This window comes from Gottfriedia sp. NPDC057948, from assembly GCF_042887255.1.
In the GTDB taxonomy this organism is placed as follows: Bacteria; Bacillota; Bacilli; order Bacillales; family Bacillaceae_G; genus Gottfriedia.
In genome coordinates, this window is the sequence record NZ_JBHVPN010000004.1 from 132,475 (window position 1) to 153,525 (window position 21,051).

Annotated in this window: 17 protein-coding genes and 1 pseudogene; 15 read left to right on the plus strand and 3 right to left on the minus strand. The window is 33.8% G+C overall.

Annotation, left to right across the window (positions count from 1 at the left end):
- Positions 1-7 precede the first annotated feature (7 nt).
- From ACFVRR_RS09120 to spo0A, 5 genes and pseudogenes are all read left to right on the plus strand, one after another.
- On the plus strand, positions 8-835 hold the full coding sequence (locus ACFVRR_RS09120) for a TlyA family RNA methyltransferase (RefSeq protein ID WP_387327311.1): 828 nt from the start codon (positions 8-10) through the stop codon (positions 833-835).
- A 174-nt stretch (positions 836-1,009) separates the two neighbouring features.
- Positions 1,010-1,462 carry a transcriptional regulator AhrC/ArgR gene (ahrC, locus tag ACFVRR_RS09125; protein ID WP_069034068.1) on the plus strand — a complete coding sequence of 151 codons (453 nt, stop codon included), beginning with the start codon at positions 1,010-1,012 and terminating at the stop codon, positions 1,460-1,462.
- A 32-nt stretch (positions 1,463-1,494) separates the two neighbouring features.
- Complete coding sequence (recN, locus tag ACFVRR_RS09130) at positions 1,495-3,225, plus strand: DNA repair protein RecN (protein WP_387327314.1); 1,731 nt, start codon at positions 1,495-1,497, stop codon at positions 3,223-3,225.
- 308 nt (positions 3,226-3,533) lie between these two features.
- Positions 3,534-4,643: pseudogene (gene spoIVB / locus ACFVRR_RS09135) on the plus strand (SpoIVB peptidase); the annotation flags it as partial.
- A gap of 648 nt (positions 4,644-5,291) precedes the next feature.
- Positions 5,292-6,080, plus strand: a complete 789-nt coding sequence (spo0A, locus tag ACFVRR_RS09140; RefSeq protein ID WP_069034065.1) for a sporulation transcription factor Spo0A — start codon at positions 5,292-5,294, stop codon at positions 6,078-6,080.
- Positions 6,081-6,925: 845 nt separating this feature from the next.
- Here the strand turns inward: spo0A and bacA are convergent.
- Together bacA and ACFVRR_RS09150 are read right to left on the minus strand one after the other, a co-directional pair.
- Positions 6,926-7,726, minus strand: coding sequence for an undecaprenyl-diphosphate phosphatase (gene bacA / locus ACFVRR_RS09145; RefSeq protein WP_387327317.1), 801 nt, complete (start codon positions 7,724-7,726; stop codon positions 6,926-6,928).
- A gap of 214 nt (positions 7,727-7,940) precedes the next feature.
- Positions 7,941-8,108: a YycC family protein gene (locus ACFVRR_RS09150; RefSeq protein WP_098428787.1), complete on the minus strand. Its 168-nt coding sequence runs from the start codon at positions 8,106-8,108 to the stop codon at positions 7,941-7,943.
- An 84-nt stretch (positions 8,109-8,192) separates the two neighbouring features.
- Between ACFVRR_RS09150 and ACFVRR_RS09155 the strand changes: the two genes are divergently transcribed.
- Positions 8,193-8,927, plus strand: coding sequence for a glycerophosphodiester phosphodiesterase (locus tag ACFVRR_RS09155; RefSeq protein WP_387327321.1), 735 nt, complete (start codon positions 8,193-8,195; stop codon positions 8,925-8,927).
- A gap of 84 nt (positions 8,928-9,011) precedes the next feature.
- Here ACFVRR_RS09155 and ACFVRR_RS09160 read toward each other — a convergent pair whose 3' ends face one another.
- Complete coding sequence (locus tag ACFVRR_RS09160) at positions 9,012-9,260, minus strand: DUF2627 domain-containing protein (RefSeq protein WP_069034062.1); 249 nt, start codon at positions 9,258-9,260, stop codon at positions 9,012-9,014.
- A gap of 187 nt (positions 9,261-9,447) precedes the next feature.
- Here ACFVRR_RS09160 and ACFVRR_RS09165 point away from each other — a divergent pair, with 187 nt between their 5' ends.
- The 9 genes from ACFVRR_RS09165 to ACFVRR_RS09205 all read left to right on the plus strand — a co-directional run bounded on the left by ACFVRR_RS09165 (position 9,448) and on the right by ACFVRR_RS09205 (position 20,909).
- Positions 9,448-11,520 carry a sigma 54-interacting transcriptional regulator gene (locus tag ACFVRR_RS09165; RefSeq protein WP_387327325.1) on the plus strand — a complete coding sequence of 691 codons (2,073 nt, stop codon included), beginning with the start codon at positions 9,448-9,450 and terminating at the stop codon, positions 11,518-11,520.
- Between the two features lie 209 nt (positions 11,521-11,729).
- The gene (yqiS, locus tag ACFVRR_RS09170) at positions 11,730-12,635 is read left to right on the plus strand and encodes a phosphate butyryltransferase (protein ID WP_387327328.1); all 906 of its coding nucleotides are present in this window, start codon (positions 11,730-11,732) and stop codon (positions 12,633-12,635) included.
- 30 nt (positions 12,636-12,665) lie between these two features.
- On the plus strand, positions 12,666-13,760 hold the full coding sequence (gene bcd / locus ACFVRR_RS09175; RefSeq protein ID WP_387327330.1) for a branched-chain amino acid dehydrogenase: 1,095 nt from the start codon (positions 12,666-12,668) through the stop codon (positions 13,758-13,760).
- 123 nt (positions 13,761-13,883) lie between these two features.
- Positions 13,884-14,984: a butyrate kinase gene (gene buk, locus ACFVRR_RS09180; protein ID WP_387327333.1), complete on the plus strand. Its 1,101-nt coding sequence runs from the start codon at positions 13,884-13,886 to the stop codon at positions 14,982-14,984.
- 19 nt (positions 14,985-15,003) lie between these two features.
- Positions 15,004-16,425: a dihydrolipoyl dehydrogenase gene (gene lpdA / locus ACFVRR_RS09185; protein WP_387327336.1), complete on the plus strand. Its 1,422-nt coding sequence runs from the start codon at positions 15,004-15,006 to the stop codon at positions 16,423-16,425.
- A gap of 96 nt (positions 16,426-16,521) precedes the next feature.
- On the plus strand, positions 16,522-17,526 hold the full coding sequence (locus ACFVRR_RS09190; protein ID WP_097974515.1) for a thiamine pyrophosphate-dependent dehydrogenase E1 component subunit alpha: 1,005 nt from the start codon (positions 16,522-16,524) through the stop codon (positions 17,524-17,526).
- A 16-nt stretch (positions 17,527-17,542) separates the two neighbouring features.
- A complete protein-coding gene (locus ACFVRR_RS09195) occupies positions 17,543-18,526 on the plus strand; it encodes an alpha-ketoacid dehydrogenase subunit beta (protein ID WP_025671106.1) in 984 nt (327 codons plus the stop codon).
- A gap of 27 nt (positions 18,527-18,553) precedes the next feature.
- Complete coding sequence (locus ACFVRR_RS09200; RefSeq protein ID WP_387327340.1) at positions 18,554-19,888, plus strand: dihydrolipoamide acetyltransferase family protein; 1,335 nt, start codon at positions 18,554-18,556, stop codon at positions 19,886-19,888.
- A gap of 544 nt (positions 19,889-20,432) precedes the next feature.
- On the plus strand, positions 20,433-20,909 hold the full coding sequence (locus ACFVRR_RS09205) for a GNAT family N-acetyltransferase (protein ID WP_387327343.1): 477 nt from the start codon (positions 20,433-20,435) through the stop codon (positions 20,907-20,909).
- Positions 20,910-21,051 lie beyond the last annotated feature (142 nt).

The following is a 21,051-nucleotide window of genomic DNA, read 5'->3' on the forward strand; positions in this document are numbered from 1 at the left end:
CATTTAAATGGCAAAAAAGGAACGAGTAGACGTACTTTTAGTAGATCGTGGTTTAATCGAAACACGCGAAAAAGCTAAACGAGCAATTATGGCAGGACTTGTCTATACAAACGAACAAAGATTAGATAAGCCTGGAGAAAAAATAGATATTGAACTCCCATTACAAATTAAAGGTGAAGTTATGCCTTATGTGAGCCGTGGAGGATACAAATTAGAAAAAGCTATAAACACATTCGATCTATCAGTTAAAGATAAAATTATGATTGATATTGGATCTTCGACAGGTGGATTTACGGATTGTGCTCTTCAAAATGGGGCAAAAAAATCATATGCACTTGATGTTGGATACAATCAACTTGCTTGGAAATTAAGGCAAGATGAACGTGTTATTGTAATGGAACGAACAAATTTTCGTTATGTTAAACCAGAAGATTTAATTGAAGGTTTACCTCAATTTGCTTCAATTGACGTATCCTTTATTTCGTTACGTTTGATTTTACCAGTCTTAAAAACATTATTAGTACCTTCAAGTGATGTTGTCGCGTTAATAAAACCACAATTTGAAGCTGGTAGAGAGCAAGTTGGTAAAAAGGGTATTGTACGCGATCCAAAAGTTCATGAACAAGTGATCGAAATGATGAGCGATTTTGCGCTTCGCCAAGGATATGATATAAAAGCTTTAACTTTTTCTCCTATAACGGGTGGAGAAGGTAATATTGAATTTTTAATTCATCTTCATTGGGAAGGTTCAAAGGAAATTGGAAATAGCGAGTTAAATCGATTACCAATGGAAATTGTAAATGAAGCACATACTGAATTAAAGAAGGTAAAATAATAAAAAGGAAACCAAATAGGTTTCCTTTTTATCCTTTTTTCAAATTAAGGTAAAAAAATTATGCTAAAAAATGCATTTTATGAAAACGTTTAAAAAAATATATACAATAACGAGTAGATTAGATAAGATATTCTTTAAGTAAGATATTTGTCGGAATTTGCAAAGAGGTGTATTATGAATAAAGGTCAGCGTCATATAAAAATACGAGAAATTATCGCAAAAAATGAAGTAGAAACACAAGATGAATTAGTACAATCACTAAGAGACTTAGGGTTTAAAGTAACCCAAGCAACGATTTCACGTGATATAAAAGAACTACATTTAGTAAAAGTACCGTTATCTGATGGTCGATATAAATATAGCTTACCTGCAGATCAACGATTTAATCCTTTACAAAAATTAAAAAGACTTTTAATTGATTCATTTATTAAAATTGATAGTTCAAGTCATTTAATTGTAATGAAAACATTGCCTGGTAATGCAAATGCAGTTGGTGCATTAATTGATCATTTAGATTGGTCAGAAATTATGGGTACAATCTGTGGTGATGATACGATCTTAATCATTTGTCGTACACCTGTAGATGCTGAGGATTTAAAAGAAAAATTTATTGACATGCTTCAATAGGAGAATGGTTTTAAAAAGAGGAGAGAAACTCATTGTTATCTGAAATTATCATTAAAAATTTTGCAATCATTGAGGAAGTTTCCATTTCATTTGAAAAGGGTTTAACTGTACTAAGTGGTGAAACAGGAGCGGGGAAGTCAATTATTATTGACGCTATCGGTCTGTTACTTGGTGGTCGTGGGTCTGCAGAATTCGTAAGATATGATACTGAAAAAGCAGAAATTGAAGGCTTATTTCATATCGAAAATGAGAATCATCTAATTTATTCAAGATGCAGAGAATTAGGCTTTGACATTGAAGATGAAATGATTATTTTAAAAAGAGATATTACTTCATCTGGTAAAAGTGTATGCCGTATCAATGGGAAATTAGTGACAACTTCTATACTTAAGGAAATTGGTGGTTTACTTGTTGATATTCATGGGCAACATGAGAGCCAAGATTTAATGGACCAAGAACATCATTTACCGATGTTACAACAATATGATGAAAAAGCAATCGCTCATTTGTTTACTGAATATCAAAATATTTTTAATAACTATACAGACTTAAAAAAACAGTTAAAGCAATTAACTGAAAATGAACAACAAATGGCTCATAGGTTGGATTTAATTCAATTCCAGCTAACTGAAATACAAAATGCGAATTTGCAAGAAAATGAAGACGATCAGTTGATGGAAGAAAGACTCAAAATTTCTAATTTTGAACGTATTTATAAGTCTTTAGTTGAAGCATATCAAGGTTTATCCCAGGATGGATCAGGATTAGATTCGGTCAGGTCGAGTATGTATTCTTTAGAGTCAGTAACGAATATCGATAATGACATTAAAGAAATGCATGAAGGAATCAGTAGTAGCTATTACTTATTAGAGGATATATCGTATCGATTACGTGATTCTATCGAACAAATGGAATATGATCCAAATAGATTAAACGAAATTGAAACTCGTTTAAGTGAGATCTCTATGTTAAAAAAGAAATATGGGCACAGTGTTGCTGATATCTTAAAATACGCAGAAGGTATCGAACAAGAGTTGGATACTATTCAGCATAAAGATATGCATATCGAGAAGTTACAAAAAGACTTAGATAATGTGAAAATCAAGCTAATTAAAGCTGGTAAGACTCTTTCAAATAAAAGAAAAGAATTAGCAATCAAATTAACTGCTGATATACATAAAGAATTAAAAGAGCTTTATATGGAAAAAACAACCTTTGAAATTATGTTTGATGTTGAAGAAGGACAAGAATCAGATCCAATTATAGATGAACAACATATTAAGTTTAAAAAAGATGGCTTTGATATTGTAGAGTTTTATATTTCAACAAACCCAGGTGAGCCTTTAAAGCCATTAGCAAAGGTTGCATCGGGTGGAGAACTGTCAAGGATGTTCCTAGCCTTAAAGAGCATTTTCACGAAGCATCAGGGGATTACGTCAATTATATTTGATGAAGTTGATACAGGGGTTAGTGGAAGAGTAGCGCAAGCAATAGCGGAAAAAATACACAAGGTATCCATTGATTCTCAAGTTCTGTGTATAACTCATTTACCACAAGTTGCTTCTATGGCAGATACGCATTTATTTATCGCCAAATTAATTGATGGAAATCGAACGAAAACTTCTGTTACACCATTACGAAATGATCAAAAAATTAATGAAATTGCAAGGATGATCGCTGGAGTTGAAATTACAGATGTAACGATTCAACACGCTAAAGAATTGATCGATCAGGCAGCTTCTGCAAAATACCAATCTCAATGAACATAAAGAGAATGTTTAATGATGGAAATTTTTTTCTATACATTAAATATTCTCTTTTTTTTATGGGAATTATTGATAAATTAGTAATTGGAAAATGCTAAATGAAACATACTAATACAACATTATACGTTAAAGAATCTATCATATTTTTACAATCATATTTTGCTTTTGCAAAGCTAACATTAACTACATAGCCACGAATTAAAAAAATGAAATTTGGCGCTAAGGAGAGTGATTCGCTTGTGAAAAATATAAATGTTCATCGAATAATAAAAATTCTTCTCCTTTTATTTATAGTTGGTATTGGCGTGTTTAATATAAATCAAAATAATGTGTTTTCATCTACCATAAAAAATAAGAATCAACAAGAAATTGTTAATGTAGCACTTGGTATGAATGAATTACCAAGTAAAAAGGTAGATGTTAAAGTATTAAACAGTTTAAGAATAATACCAGGGGGACAGTCAATAGGAGTAAAACTTAACTCAGTAGGTGTCTTAGTCGTTGGACATCATTTAGTAAATACTAGTTCGGGACAAAAGTCTCCAGGCGAAATTGCCGGAATTAAAGTTGGAGACATGATAATAAAAATGAATGGTAAACAAATCGAAAAAATGTCAGATGTATTACCGTTTATTCAAAAAGCAGGAAAGTATGGTAAACCTATAAAAATCACTGTAAAACGCGAGGGTAAGTATTACACAAAAATGTTACAACCTATTCGGGACCAAGGTCATAATAGCTATCGAATTGGATTATATATAAGGGATTCTGCTTCTGGTATTGGCACGATGACATTCATTGAACCTAATTCATTAAAATATGGTGCACTAGGACATGTTATCTCTGATAGCGATACGAGAAAAGCCATTGAAGTAGAAGATGGACATATCGTCTATTCAACAGTGACTGCAATTGAAAAAGGTGCAGATGGCTCACCAGGAGAAAAAATAGCGCATTTTGCTTTAGATCGTGGAACGATTGGTAATATCACTTCAAATAGTCCATTTGGCATATTCGGTAAAGTTAACAATAAAATAGACAATGGGATCATGTCACAACCATTACCAATTGCATTATCAAATGAAGTGAAAAAAGGTCCTGCTAAAATACTAACCGTAATACATGATAATAAAGTAGAAGCATTTGACATAGAAATAGTAAGCAGTATTCAACAAAAATTCCCTTCCACTAAAGGAATTATTTTAAAGGTTACTGATAAACGTTTACTTAAAGAAACTGGCGGTATTGTACAAGGAATGAGCGGCTCACCAATCATTCAAAATGGAAAATTAATCGGAGCAGTTACACATGTTTTTGTAAATGATTCGACTAGTGGATATGGGGTTCATATTGAGTGGATGCTTGATGAGGCTAAAGTCCCGATTTATGATTATCATAATAAAAAGGCTTCTTGATTTAAAAAATACACCTATCAAATTATGTAGGTGTATTTTTTATGTTTATTTACACTTCAGAATGCTCGATTTTTGTAATGAGTTATCATCCTACTCGTTACTTCTTTAATAGAGCTCAAAGGGCTACATTGCATCTCTCATAAGGATTAAGTATCTTAAGTATCCTTTGGAAGTAAAACTCATTATATGGATAGCACAGAAAATACTCAAAAATACCCTTTCCCTTTATGAATTGATTCCAACACTGATAATACAATTATTAAATATTTTGTAGTGTATTTTGTTAAAAATAAGTCAAAAAAGGAAAAAAATGGTAGTATACTATTAGCAACATCGAAAGATTAAAAAAATTTTAATGTGGAGGATGGTTGATATGACGCTTAATGTTACAGAATTGTAAATTTATATTAAAAATTATAAATTTACATACTATTTCATTTTTTATATAATGAATTATATGTATAATTCGACTTAATACATAGTAGTTTTTAACGCAATAGTCGAATGCTAGAAGAAATTGAAGAAAACTATCTATATTAATAAAAATATTCAGAATTTATAATAAAAACAGGAAATAAATTTTTATTGTCGAAATTATCGGTAATAAGTAATGAAAATTCACTATAGAGGATGTAGGGAGGAACGGGCGTGGAGAAAATTAAAGTATTATTAGTTGATGATAATAAAGAACTTGTTATTATGTTAGAAAACTACATTAACGCACAAACAGATATGGAAGTGGTTGGGGTTGCGTTTAATGGACAAGACTGCTTACCTCTAGTGAAGGATAAAAAGCCAGATGTACTAGTCCTAGATATTATTATGCCACATTTAGATGGATTAGCGGTTTTAGATCGTTTACGCGCTGGCTTAGTTGAAAAAATTCCAAACGTTATTATGCTAACAGCATTTGGTCAAGAGGATGTTACTAAAAAAGCTGTTGACCTTGGTGCATCATATTTTATCTTAAAACCATTTGATATGGAGCATTTAATCAGCAATATCCGTCAAGTAGTTGGAAAGGGTAGTGCGGTAACTAAACGTAATGCACCTTCTTTAGTTTCTAATTACGAAAGCAAGCCACGTAACTTAGATGCTAGTATCACAAGTATCATCCATGAAATTGGGGTACCTGCTCATATTAAAGGATATATGTACTTACGTGAAGCGATTTCAATGGTATATAACGATATTGAGCTTCTAGGTTCAATTACAAAAGTTTTATATCCGGATATCGCTAAAAAGTTTAATACAACAGCTAGCCGAGTTGAACGTGCAATTCGACATGCGATTGAAGTAGCATGGAGCCGTGGAAATATCGATAGTATTTCTACATTATTTGGTTATACAATTTCAATGTCAAAGGCAAAACCAACAAATTCAGAATTTATTGCAATGGTTGCTGATAAATTACGTTTAGAACATAAAGCATCTTAATTTATTTTTATAACTAATTATTCAGAAAATTAAATCCCGATTAACTTCTAATAGTGATTCCACAGACATTTCTCTTAGCGAATAACTTCTTATGAGATCTTCGGTACTTTTTCGCATTAGCAATTATATTATTTGTAAAAAGGAAACGTTGTCTATTGTAGACAACGTTTTCATTTGTTTTTGAAGAACAACCATGTCAATTAAATTACCAATTTTTCGTAAAAGGAGTAGAGTGATGTTGATTTCCACTACAGGATGCTCGCTTTCCATAGGGCGAGATTCTTTAGCCTCCACGGGAAGCCTACGGGGTCTCAGGCTTCCCGCATATCCCATAGGTGTCGAGCATCCCTCCATTCCAATCAACTAATTTTATAAATTTTACTTAAGGACAGTGAAAGCTAGTAGCCGTTGAATTTACACTTTATAAAAAATAGTTTGCCTAATAATTTGTAGTATGCTACAATATTTAATGCGCCACTGATATATTTAGATACACGATATTATTACTACGAAATTTGGGAGAAAATTGGACGTATTCCATGACGCGTCAGCTATTTCAACCTTATTTAAAAATTAGTAGTAGTGTCTGTTAGTGAAGATTGTTGTGAAACAAGCTGCCTAATGGAACGGCCCTGGAGCCGAATTGCGAAAGAGAGGTAGGGCTTTCGCCAATAGACAACAATTTTTAAATTTAAATAACTAACATATATATATATTACAAAGGCTATTCGTATACGTTGTACGAATAGCCTTTTTCCATTTGCAAAATAATCCGATGAATTGAAGGAACAAATAAAAAAAATAGGACATACCAATATGGTTGTCCTATCACTTTGTAGTTTTAATTAAAATATGAATACAATCGTAAACACAATCGCTACAATAAAACGATAAACTGCAAAACCTGTTAGTTTTACTTTCTCTAATAATTTTAGGAAGGAAACGATCGCAAGTAATGCAACTACGAATGCAGTGATAAATCCAGTTGCGAATAATGGTAGATCTGAAGCACTTAAAATATCGATATTTTTAACAAAATCTAATCCACTTGCAGCAATCATCATTGGTACTGCTAAAATAAAAGTAAATTCTGCAGAAGTTTTTCGATCTAATCCAAATAATAATCCCCCAGCTATTGTAGAGCCTGATCGTGAAAATCCTGGCCATAAAGCTAGCATTTGGAAGCAACCAATAATAAAAGCTTGTTTATATGAGATGTGATCTAAATCAGATGATTTAGGATGTTTAGAAACTTTTTCAGCAACAATTAATAAAATACCGCCTGCTACTAATCCGATTACAACAGTTTTAGGTGAGAATAAAACATCTTTAATGAAATCATGGAATATAAGCCCTACAATCCCGGCTGGAATAGCACCGATAATAATATGAATTAAATTGAGGTTCGTTTTTCTATAACCATCTGATTTAACCCCTAGTACTGACCATAGTCGTTTCCAAAAAACAACAACTACTGCTAGAATTGAACCGAGTTGAACAATTACTTCAAAAAATGAAGCTTTCTCTCCAGTGAAATTTAATAAATCAGCAACTAAAATCATATGACCAGTAGAAGAAACTGGTAAAAATTCTGTTAATCCTTCTACCATCCCCATGATCAAACCAATTAACCAATCAGGTAACATTTAAAAATACCTCCATAAATACTTTTCGTTATAAAATATACACAATACATTACATTTTACTTGAAAACTAATTAATATGAAAGGAAGTTTAAATTAAAATTAGCTCATAATTGTTAATTATTTGTGCAATTTTACATAAAAATGTAATTTAGGATTAGAATTAATAAAAAAGGTGCAAAAAAAGAAGTAGAAAAACTACTTCTGCTTACATTTACTATTTAGATTCATTATCCTCAGAAGCTTCTTCGCTTTTAGACAAATCTAGTTCCATCAACTTTTTCATTAATATATGCTGTGGCATATGCATAATTTGTTCTAAAGGAACGTTTAACTTCTTAGAAAGTAAAATTGCCGTTTCAGGCGAAATTTGCAATGGTCGCATAATAGTCCTCCTTAGTTTCGTAAAATTAGTATACAATAAGAAAAAGAAGAAAGTACATATTTTCTCAACAAGGGGGGAATTTGAGTGGTTGATATTATTGGTCATAGAGGTGCTGCAGGAACCTACCCAGAAAATACAATGGTTTCTTTTATGGCATGTGAAGATCTAGGGGCAGACGGAATAGAGTTAGATGTACACTTATCAAAAGATGGTGAAATCGTTGTAATTCATGATGAAACAATAAATCGTACAACTAACGGTAAAGGTTTCGTTAAAGATTATACTTTAGCTGAATTAAAGCAATTTGACGCTAGCTATCGATTTAAACGTCAATTTAAAGGATGCACGATCCCTACCTTAAAAGAAGTATTTGAATGGGCAAAAGGAAATAACTTTAGTATCAATGTTGAATTAAAAAATGATAAAATCGAATACCATGGACTTGAGGAACGAGTAATAAATTTAATCCGTTCATATGAATATGAAAAAAGAATCGTTTTATCTTCCTTTAACCATAAAAGTATGCTTAAATTCCACTTAATGGCGCCGGATATTGAAACAGCAGTTCTGTTTAATAGAAGAAGTAAAGAACCTTGGAAGATTGCTGAAGATTATAAAGCAAATGCAATTCATCCTAATTATCGTATAATTACTGATGAACAAATAGAAGAAACGATGGAACATCACATAGCCGTAAGACCGTATACAATCAATGAACCTGCTGTTATGAAACGATTATTTGAAGTCAAGTGTACAGCGATTATTACTGACTATCCAGAGCTAGCTTTCCAAGTCAGAAGTCAACTTCTTAGTAAATAAAAAAAGTGCTCTCATTAGCACTTTTTTTGTTTTGTTATTTATCTTTTGGTTTTAATGAGACCCTAAGTTAAACTCTCACAAAACTTATCTTTTTAAAAATCTGCCTTGAACTTTGTTTCGTTTACGATCTCTAAATAAGACAAAGCTTCCGACTAAATAAAAACCGACTCCTAATGAAACAAGTCCGATTAATAATTGCAATGGAAGATTTGGAATGCCAAAAGAATGGATTAGAAATACCGTATCACGAAGTAATTTAATTCCGATAACTGCTAAAGCTATTGGTACAACAATCACAACGAATGCTAACATACGTGTAAATGATTCTTTCATGTTTATTAATTCCTCCGTTAAAAGTAACAATAAAGTATAAAATTACGTAATTCTCTTTCTTCATAATCTTATACAAGGATAGTGTTGTCAAGCCTTATAAAACATTTGAAATAGACGAAAGAATGACTTTTTATATATAATAGTCTAATGTGTTTAATAATTTGTTGAAATTAGTAGGTGAACTAAGATGAAACAAAACGTAATGATCGTTGGAATGGGAACAGGAGGCACAGCTGTATTAAAACTTCTATCACATTCTGATTTATTTCATGTTGTTGCAGTAGTAGATATGATAAAAGAGGCTAAAGGTTTAGAATTTGCTAAAAGCTTACACATTCCAATATTAAAGGATTGGAAGTCTAATTTAAACGAAGAGATTGATGTTGTCATAAATACTACTGGAGATGAAACGATATACCAGGAATTAAACGAGTATAAAGCTAAGCATACTTTAGTGATCCCAGGTTCTGTTGCAAAAATGATATCTGATCTTGTTCAAGAAAAAGAATCACTTTTTAATTTAATCGATAATAAAAAAAGACAACAAGAGCTCATTTTGGACAACACTCATGATGGGATGATTGTGGTTGATAAATGGGGAAAAATTCTTTTATTCAATCGCTCTGCAGAAAGAATGTTACATACTGATAAAGATGCTGCAATTGGTAGGTATATATTGGATGTTGTCCCAACTAGTAAATTACCTCGGGTTCTTCAAACGAAAAAGAAGGAAATTAATCAAGAGCATATTTTAATTAATGGAAGTAAGATTTTTACGACTCGAATTCCAATCTTTCGAGAAGATGGTGAACTTGAAGGTGCAATTTCAGTTTTTAAAGATGATACTGAGGTAATCGATTTAGCAGAAGAGGTTACAAATTTAAAAGAAGTTTATAGCATGCTTGAAGCAGTCATTCAAAGTTCGGATGAAGCAATTTCAGTTGTAGATGAAAAAGGAAATGGAATTATTATTAATCCGGCATACACAAGACTGACTGGACTATCAAGTGAACAAGTACTAGGTAAACATGCAACGATTGATATTGCTGAAGGTGAAAGTGTTCATTTAAAAGTGTTGAAAACAAAACAAGCAGTTCGTGGAGTACGCATGAAAGTGGGAAAGCAAAATCGTGATGTACTAGTTAATGTAGCTCCAGTAATTGTAGACGGAAAATTAAAAGGCAGTGTTGGAGTAATTCATGATGTTTCTGAAATTTCACAGTTAACGAATGAATTACATAGAGCACGTCAAATTATTAGAACATTAGAGGCAAAATATTCATTCGAGGATATAGCTGGTGAATCTGAAGGAATCAGTTTAGCGATCATGCAGGCTAAATTAGCTGCGAGCACTCCTGCTACGGTTTTACTACGTGGGGAATCTGGAACAGGAAAAGAATTGTTTGCTCACGCGATTCATAATGAAAGCGATCGCAAATATAATAAATTCGTTCGTGTGAATTGTGCTGCGATTTCTGAAACTTTATTAGAAAGTGAATTATTTGGTTATGAAGAAGGTGCTTTTTCTGGCGCGAAACGTGGTGGGAAAAGAGGACTTTTTGAAGAAGCTAATAATGGTAGTATTTTCTTAGATGAAATTGGAGAATTATCACCTGCGATGCAAGCCAAACTATTAAGGGTCCTACAAGAGAAAGAAATAAGACGTGTAGGTGGGACAAAGTCTATTCCTATTAATGTGCGAGTGATTGCTGCGACGCATGTTCATCTAGAGGAAGCAATCATTGAAGGAAAGTTTCGAGAAGATCTTTATTATCGATTAAATAAACTTCCTATTATTATTCCTGCGCTAAAGGATCGAATTGAAGATATTTTACCAATTGGCGAAAGATTATTAGCAAAAATTAATCAAGACTACGGTCGAAATGTTGAGGGGATCTCATTATCAGCATTAAATAAATTAAAAAGTTACAATTGGCCTGGTAATGTTAGGGAATTGGAAAATGTGCTAGGTAGAGCAGTTATATTTATGAAATTTAATGAAAAGCAAATCCTACCGGAACATTTATCAGCGATTGTACAAGTTAAGCAAGAACAATCTGTTCATCATAACGAAGTTCATACTGAAGAAATAAGCTCCCTTGATGAAATGGTTATAAATTATGAAGGTGAAATTATTGAAAAGATATTAATGAAAAATAATGGCAATAAAACAAGGTCAGCAAAAGAGCTTGGAATATCAGTAAGGAATTTGTATTATAAATTGGAAAAATACCACACTGCAAAAAATAGCACGCAATAATTTGCGTGCTATGAATATTTTTGCATGCAATTACTGTCATTTTTCAAAATATTGTTGTAGAATAGATTTATTGGTGTTACTAGTACCTGGTACTAGAATGTTGGTAATGTAAGGCTTTTCAACTATTTTTAAAATAGTTTTATCCTTTTTGGAAAGTTGGCACGCAAATTGCTTTATATAGTGCAGGGGGATGAAAGGAAGGGCTTTCAATGAATTTAACAGATATAATGTTACGTGCGAAAAATCATTCTAGGCAAACTGTTGCTGTAGCTGTAGCTGAGGACTTCGAAGTAAAAGAAGCAGTTTCAATTGCGTTAGATAATGATTTAGCAAACTTTTTACTTTTCGGAAACGAGCAAGCGATCTTTGAAATGTATGAAGATTTATTAAAAAACGAACAATTTGCAGAAAGACTAAAAATTGTTCATTCTCATTCAAACAAAGAGGCTGCTAAAAATGCAGTTGTAGCTGTTCGCTCTGGTGAAGCTTCAATTGTAATGAAAGGTAATCTTTCATCTTCAGTTCTTCTAAAAGAAGTATTGAACAAAGAATATGGTTTAAGAGATAAAAGTGTTTTATCACATGTTGCAATATTCGACGTACCAGGTAGAGAAAATGCTGTAATCGTAACAGATGCTGCGATGAACATAGCACCTACGTTAGATCAAAAGGTGAAAATTATTGAAAACAGTGTTGAAATTGCAAGGAAAGTAGGAATAGAAACCCCTAAAGTTGCTGTACTGGCAGCTGTTGAAGTAGTAAATCCTGCAATGCAAGCAACACTAGATGCAGCATCATTAACTGTCATGAATACAAGAGGACAAATTAAAAATTGTATTGTTGATGGACCATTAGCGCTTGATAATGCCATTTCTGTTGAAGCAGCTAAACATAAAGGCTTAACTGGAGAAGTTGCTGGGAAAGCTGATATTTTATTAGTACCTACAATAGAAACTGGAAATATTTTATATAAATCATTAGTCTTTATGGCTAACTCAGAAGTGGCTGCACTTATTGCTGGAGCAAAGGCACCGATTGTTTTAACATCGCGTTCTGACTCTGCAATGACAAAATTATATTCATTAGCATTAGCTATATGTAATTCTAAAAACTAAACTTACACATTTTAAGGGAGCTGTTATTACATGGAAATCTTCAAATACTTAGAAACTTATGACTATGAGCAAGTTGTTTTCTGCCAAGATAAAGAATCAGGATTAAAAGCAATTATTGCGATCCACGATACTACATTAGGTCCAGCTTTAGGTGGAACAAGAATGTGGACTTACGAATCAGAAGAAGCTGCAATTGAAGATGCTCTACGTTTAGCAAAAGGTATGACTTATAAAAATGCTGCTGCTGGCTTAAACTTAGGTGGAGGAAAAACTGTAATCATCGGTGATCCACGTAAAGATAAAAACGAAGCAATGTTCCGTGCATTTGGTCGTTATATCCAAGGCTTAAATGGTCGATATATTACTGCTGAGGACGTAGGTACTACTGTTGCAGATATGGATTTAATCCACGAAGAAACTGATTATGTAACTGGTATCTCACCATCATTCGGTTCTTCAGGTAACCCATCTCCAGTTACTGCATTTGGTGTTTACCGTGGTATGAAAGCTGCTGCAAAAGAAGCATTTGGAACTGACAGCTTAGAAGGTAAACAAATTGCAATCCAAGGTGTTGGTAATGTTGCATACAGCCTTTGCGAGTACTTACATGAAGAAGGTGCTCAATTAATCGTAACGGATATTAATAAAGAAGCTGTACAACGTGCAGTAGAAGCATTTGGTGCTACAGCAGTAGATCCAGATGATATTTATGGAGTAGAATGTGATATTTATGCACCATGTGCATTAGGTGCAACAATTAACGATAAAACTATCCCACAATTAAAAGCGCGAGTTATTGCAGGTTCTGCAAATAACCAATTAAAAGAAACTCGTCATGGTGATTTAATCCATGAATTAGGTATCGTTTATGCTCCTGACTATGTAATCAATTCTGGTGGAGTAATCAACGTTGCAGATGAGTTATACGGATACAACTACGACCGTGCAATGAAAAAAGTTGAAGGCTTATACGATAACATTGCAAAAGTAATCGAAATTTCAAAACGTGACGGTATTCCAACTTATTTAGCTGCAGACCGTTTAGCTGAAGAGCGTATTGCTACAATGGCAAAATCTCGTAGCCAATTCTTATCAAATGGTCACAACATCTTAAGCAGAAGATAATTGATTGACTAAATAAATTTTTAGTTAAAAATTCCTTTATTTTTTAGATGGAAAGAAAGAGTGAAGTAATAGTACCTCTTTCTTTCTAGTTATAAAGGTAAGGTAAACTTAGAAGGGAGAGTGTTGACAATGCATCGTATTTTAGTAATTAATCCTGGCAGCACATCCACAAAGGTTGGTGTATTTGATGATGAAAAGCCAATTTTTGAACAAACAATACGCCATGACGATGAAGAATTAAATAAATACAAAACAATAATTGATCAATATGAATTTAGAAAAAATGTTATTTTAGAGGTATTACACAAAGAAGGCATTAACATTTCTAAATTAAGTGCTGTATGTGGTCGAGGTGGACTACTTAGACCAATCGAAGGTGGAACTTATGCAGTAAATGAAATCATGTTAGAAGATTTGAAAATTGGTTATAGTGGTCAGCATGCTTCAAATCTTGGTGGAATCATTGCTAATGAGATTGCACAAGGATTAAACATCCCAGCATTTATCGTTGATCCAGTAGTTGTTGATGAATTAGATCCGGTTGCAAGAATCAGCGGACAATCACTTATGGAAAGAAGAAGTGTTTTCCATGCTTTAAACCAAAAAGCTGTAGCACGAAAAGTGTCAAAACAGTTAGAACAGTCATATAACGATTTAAACCTTATTATCGCCCATATGGGTGGAGGTGTGAGTGTTGGTGCTCATAAAAAAGGACGCGTAATTGACGTAAATAACGGTTTAGATGGTGAAGGACCTTTTAGTCCAGAGCGAGCTGGTACTGTACCAATTGGTGACTTAATAAAACTTTGTTACTCTGGTGACTACTATATTAACGAAGTTCAAAAAATGATGGTTGGTCAAGGTGGATTAGTTAGCTATCTTGGAACAGCAGATGCAATTAAAGTTGAAAACATGATTGAAGATGGTGACGAAAAAGCTGCATTAGTATATGAAGCAATGGCTTACCAAGTCGCAAAAGAAATTGGAAGTGCGGCAGCTGTTATTGAAGGAAATATTGATGCAATTATATTGACAGGTGGAATCGCTTATAGTGATTTTATTGTTAATGAAATAACAAAAAGAGTTAAATGGATGGCACGTGTAATTGTTTTACCAGGTGAAAATGAACTTCAAGCTCTTTGTGAAGGTGCACTTCGCGTACTTCGAGAAGAAGAAGAAGCAAAAATCTATCCTGGAGAATTTGCAGTTAAATCTTTAGTATAAATGTGAGGAGAATTTCATCATGGCAACAGAATATGATTTAGTCGTACTCGGTGGCGGTACAGGCGGCTATGTAGCTGCTATTCGTGCTTCTCAATTAGGATTAAAAGTAGCAGTAGTAGAAAAAAATAAACTAGGTGGAACTTGCTTACATGCAGGCTGTATCCCAAGTAAAGCATTATTACGTAGTGCAGAAGTTTTTTCAACTGCTAAGAAAAGTGAAGAGTTTGGTGTTGAAACATCAGGCGTAACATTAAACTTTAGCAAAGTACAACAAAGAAAAGAAAATATCGTTGCCGGGCTTCATAAAGGTGTTGAACACTTAATGAAACAAGGGAAAATTGATGTATACGACGGTTTAGGACGTATTTTAGGTCCTTCAATCTTCTCTCCAATGCCAGGAACAATTTCAGTAGAAATGAACGATGGTAGCGAGAACGAAATGCTAATTCCTAAGAACGTTTTAGTCGCAACTGGTTCAAGACCAAAGTCTTTACCTGGATTAACTATTGATGGTGAGCATGTAATGTCATCTGATGAGGCGTTAAAAATGGAGTCACTTCCTGCGTCAATTATTATCGTTGGTGGCGGTGTAATTGGTATTGAGTGGGCTTCAATGTTAGCAGATTTTGGTGTTGAGGTAACAGTAATCGAGTATAGTAAAACTATTTTACCTTTAGAAGACGAAGAAATTTCTAAAGAAATGACTAGATTATTAAAGAAAAAAGGTATTAAATTAGTTACTGATGCGAAAGTTTTAGCTGAAACTTTAGTAATCGATAACGGTGTAAGAATTAATGCACTTCACAAAGATACTGAGAAATCTTTCACTGCTGAAAAAATGTTAGTATCTGTAGGCCGTCAAGCGAATGTTGAAGGAATCGGATTAGAAAATACTGAGATTGTAGTTGAAAATGGTTTTATCCAAACAAATGCTAATTACCAAACTAAAGAAACACATATTTATGCGATTGGTGATGTAATTGGTGGCTTACAATTAGCACATGTTGCTTCTAGAGAAGGTACAATTGCAGTTGAGCATATTGTGGGCAATTCACCACTTCCATTAGATCCAACAATGGTTAGTAAGTGTGTTTATAGTAATCCAGAAGTTGCATCTGTTGGTTTAACTGAGCGTGAAGCAAAAGAAAAAGGTTATACAGTTAAAAAAGGTAAATTCTCATTCCGTGCAATCGGTAAAGCTTTAGTTTATGGTGAGCATGATGGATTTGTTAAAATAATTGTTGATGAAGAGACGAATGATCTTCTTGGTGTCCATATGATTGGACCTCATGTAACTGATATGATCTCTGAAGCAGGTTTAGCACGAGTATTAGATGCAACTGCATGGGAAATTTCTCATACAATTCATCCACATCCTTCATTATCAGAAGCTATTGGTGAAGCAGCACTTGCTGTAGAAGGATTAGCAATTCACTCTTAATTTAAAAAATTGAAATGTAGAGAGCAATCTCTACATTACATCACTATAATGATTTAAAACGCTTCCACACATGTATGTGGTAAAAGGGGGATATTTATGGAAAAGGTTACAACTTCAAACCGTCATGAACAGCTTGGTCTATCAAATGATGATGTTCTTAGTATGTATGAAACAATGCTAATGGCACGTCGAATTGATGAGCGTATGTGGTTATTAAATCGTGCTGGTAAAATTCCGTTCGTTATTTCTTGTCAAGGTCAAGAAGCAGCTCAAGTTGGATCAGCTTATGCATTAGATAATACAAAAGATTACGTATTACCATATTACCGTGATATGGGTGTTGTTTTACAATTCGGAATGACAGCAAAAGAATTAATGCTTTCTGGTTTTGCAAAAGCAGAAGATCCAAACTCTGGTGGACGTCAAATGCCAGGTCATTTTGGACAAAAGAAAAATCGTATCGTTACAGGTTCATCTCCAGTTACAACTCAAGTACCTCACGCTGTAGGTGTATCTCTAGCTGCAAAAATGGAAGGTAAAGACATTGTCTCATGGGTTTCATTTGGTGAAGGTTCTTCTAACCAAGGTGATTTCCATGAAGGTGCAAACTTTGCTGGTGTACATAAGTTACCAGTAATTTTCATGTGTGAAAATAACAAATATGCTATCTCAGTACCTATTGAGAAGCAATTAGCATGTGAAAAAGTATCTGATCGTGCAATTGGATACGGTATGCCTGGTTTCACTGTTGATGGAAATGATCCTTTAGAAGTTTATCGTGTAACAAAAGAAGCAGTTGACCGTGCTCGTCGTGGAGAAGGTCCAACATTAATCGAAGCTGTATCTTATCGACTAACTGCACACTCAAGTGATGATGATGATCGTATTTACCGTTCTCGTGAAGAAGTAGAAGAAGCAAAAAGCAAAGATTGCTTGTTTACATTTGCAAAATACCTTCATGAAGTTGGTGTATTAACAGAAGATATAGAAAAAGAATTAGATACAAAAATTCGTGCGATCGTTGATGAAGCAACTGACTACGCAGAAAACGCTCCATATGCAGCACCTGAGCATGCATTGAAGTTTGTTTACGAAGAATAAGAGGGGGTAGGACAATATGGCAGTAATGTCTTATATAGATGCAGTAACTTTAGCGTTAAAAGAGGAAATGGAACGCGATCCAAAGGTATTTGTATTAGGGGAAGACGTTGGATTAAAAGGTGGAGTATTTAAAGCGACTCATGGTCTTTATGATCAATTTGGTGAGGATCGTGTATTAGATACACCACTTGCAGAATCTGCAATTGCTGGTGTTGGTATTGGTGCTGCAATGTACGGACTTAGACCAGTAGCTGAAATGCAATTTGCTGATTTCATTATGCCTGCAGTAAACCAAATTATTTCTGAGGCATCAAGAATTCGTTATCGTTCAAACAATGACTGGACTTGTCCTATTACAATTCGTGCTCCTTATGGAGGCGGTGTACACGGTGCACTTTATCACTCTCAATCTGTTGAGAAGGTATTTGCAGGTCAACCAGGATTAAAAATTGTAATGCCTTCTACTCCTTATGATGTAAAAGGTTTATTAAAAGCAGCAATTCGTGATAACGACCCAGTAATTTTCTTTGAGCATAAACGTGCTTATCGTTTAATTAAAGGTGAAGTACCTGAAACTGATTATGTACTTCCAATTGGAAAAGCTGATGTAAAACGTGAAGGTGAAGATATCACAATCATCACTTACGGATTATGTGTACATTTTGCTCTTCAAGCTGCTGAAAAATTAGCTCAAGATGGTATTTCTGTACATGTTTTAGACTTACGTACAATTTATCCATTAGATAAAGAATCTATTATCGAAGCTGCTTCTAAAACAGGAAAAGTTTTATTAGTAACTGAAGATAATAAAGAAGGAAGTATAATGAGCGAAGTTGCAGCAATTATTGCTGAAAATTGCTTATTTGAATTAGATGCGCCAATCGCACGCCTTGCTGGCCCTGATGTTCCGGCAATGCCTTATTCTCCAACAATGGAAAAATTCTTCATGGTTAATCCAGATAAAGTAGAAAAAGCGGCTAGAGAACTTGCAGCATTTTAATGGCACTGTTTGAAAAAGGGGGACATAATGATGATCGAAAATATTAAAATGCCTCAATTAGGTGAAAGTGTAACGGAGGGTACAATCAGTACTTGGTTAGTAAAAGTAGGAGATCGTGTAAATAAATACGATCCACTTGCTGAAGTTATGACAGATAAAGTTAATGCTGAAGTACCATCTTCATTTTCTGGTGTGATTAAAGAATTAATCGCAAATGAAGGTGAAACTTTAGCTGTTGGTGAAATCATTTGTACGATTGAAGTTGAAGGAGCTTCTAGTGAAGTAGCTGCTACAACAATCGAAGAAACTAAACCAGCTGAAAAAGCAGCACTTGTAGCACCAGCACAAACTCCTGTAGCTGCTGCACCAGTTCAAACTATTGCTAAAACTGATGAGTCTGGTAAAGTACGTTTTTCTCCAGCTGTACTTCGTTTAGCACAAGAAAATAATCTTGATCTTTCATTAATTCCAGGTACAGGAAATGAAGGTCGAGTTACTCGAAAAGACGTTTTAAATGCAATCGCAAATGGTGTACCACAAGCGGCACCAGCACCTGTTGCAGTTGAAGCTCCAGCTCAACCAGTTGTTGCACAAACTGCTCCTGCTGCCCAAGTAGCGACAGCACCTACTGCAGCACCAGCACCTGTTATTCCAACAGCAGTTGGTGATATTGAAATTCCAGTTACAGGCGTACGTAAAGCAATTGCATCAAATATGTTACGTAGTAAACATGAAGCTCCACATGCTTGGATGATGATCGAAGTAGATGTTACAAACTTAGTAAATTACAGAAACAGCCTGAAAGATTCTTTCAAGAAAAAAGAAGGCTTCTCTTTAACATTCTTCGCATTCTTTGTTAAAGCTGTGGCGCAAGCACTTAAAGAATACCCAATGATTAATTCAATGTGGGCTGGAGACAAAATCATCCAAAAGAAAGATATTAACTTATCAATCGCTGTTGCAACAGATGATGCATTATTTGTTCCAGTAATTAAAAATGCTGATGAGAAAACAATCAAAGGTATCGCACGTGAAATTACTGAATTAGCTACAAAAGTTCGTACTGGTAAATTAAAATCAGACGAAATGCAAGGTGGCACATTCACAGTAAATAACACTGGATCATTTGGTAGTGTTCAAAGCGCAGGTATCATTAACTACCCACAAGCTGCAATTTTACAAATTGAAAGCATCGTAAAACGTCCAGCTGTTGTAAACGGAATGATTGGCGTTCGCGATATGGTTAACCTATGCTTATCACTTGATCACCGTGTTCTTGACGGATTCATTTGTGGTAAATTCTTAGGAAGAGTAAAAGAAATCCTAGAAAATACAACAAAAGAAAATACGAACGTATATTAATTTATAAACGAAAGAGGTTGTCATTTGGGCGGCCTCTTTTTTTATGTTTTTTAGATCGTCGTGGGAGGTGCAAATAAAGATAGAGGATCTGAAAATAAAAATAGGGAAACTACAAATAAACTTAGTAAAACAGCAATTAAAAGTATAGGTGCAAATAAAAATAGAGAATCTGCAAATAAAAATAGCAAAACCGCAATTAAATCCCACAGTATCCCAAATAAAATAAGAAATTACCCATACCGGTTATCGTATTTTAACTTAATAATAGTCGAAAATAGATCCATTCAATTAGGTTTATTCTAATTTCTTTCTTCTATGTACAAAAATAGTGATGAATTACGCCAATTATCTATAATAAAGGAAAAATAAAATCACGCATAATGACAAACGCCATCGAGATACCCCATGTAATTAAACAAGTTATTTTTTCAATAACATTGTGCCTCTATCCTGAATTATAAAATAGCTCTTTTTTAGTGATTTATGATAAAATTAATAATTATAAAATTCTGTATTTTTTTAAAAATGGGTGGAGGTGAAATTTATGCTAGTTGAACAAAATGGTTATTACATATCAACGAATAAAGAATTATTAAACAGAGACGTTATTTATAACTTTTTAGACAAAGAATCATATTGGGCAAATGAAATTCCTTACGAATATATTGATCGATTTATCAAAGGATCATTCTGTTTTGGTGTTTACAAGGGGAAACCAGGAGAAAGTGATCTTACCCAAGTAGGCTTCGCAAGAGTAGTATCAGATGGCGTCACATTTGCTTATTTAGCAGACGTATTTATTCTCCCAGAATACCGTAAACAAGGCTTATCAAAATGGCTTATGGAAGAAATCATGGGTTATGAAAAACTATCAACAGTAAGGACATTCATGCTTAAAACAAGAGATGCTCACAACTTATACCGCAAATACGGCTTCGAAGTGATTGATAATAGTAAAAACCGATTCATGGCAATATTAAAAGACAATCTGTATCGAAATATGAAAAACAATAGGAAATAGGATGCCATTCCTCTTCCTTATTATCCTCTTTTTCCAGCCTTCTTGAATACCATTTTCCTTTACTCAACATCCGGCTCACTTTTAGATCTGTGGACTAAAATCTTTACAAACTGTAACATTTGTAAGATAATTTACAAATATG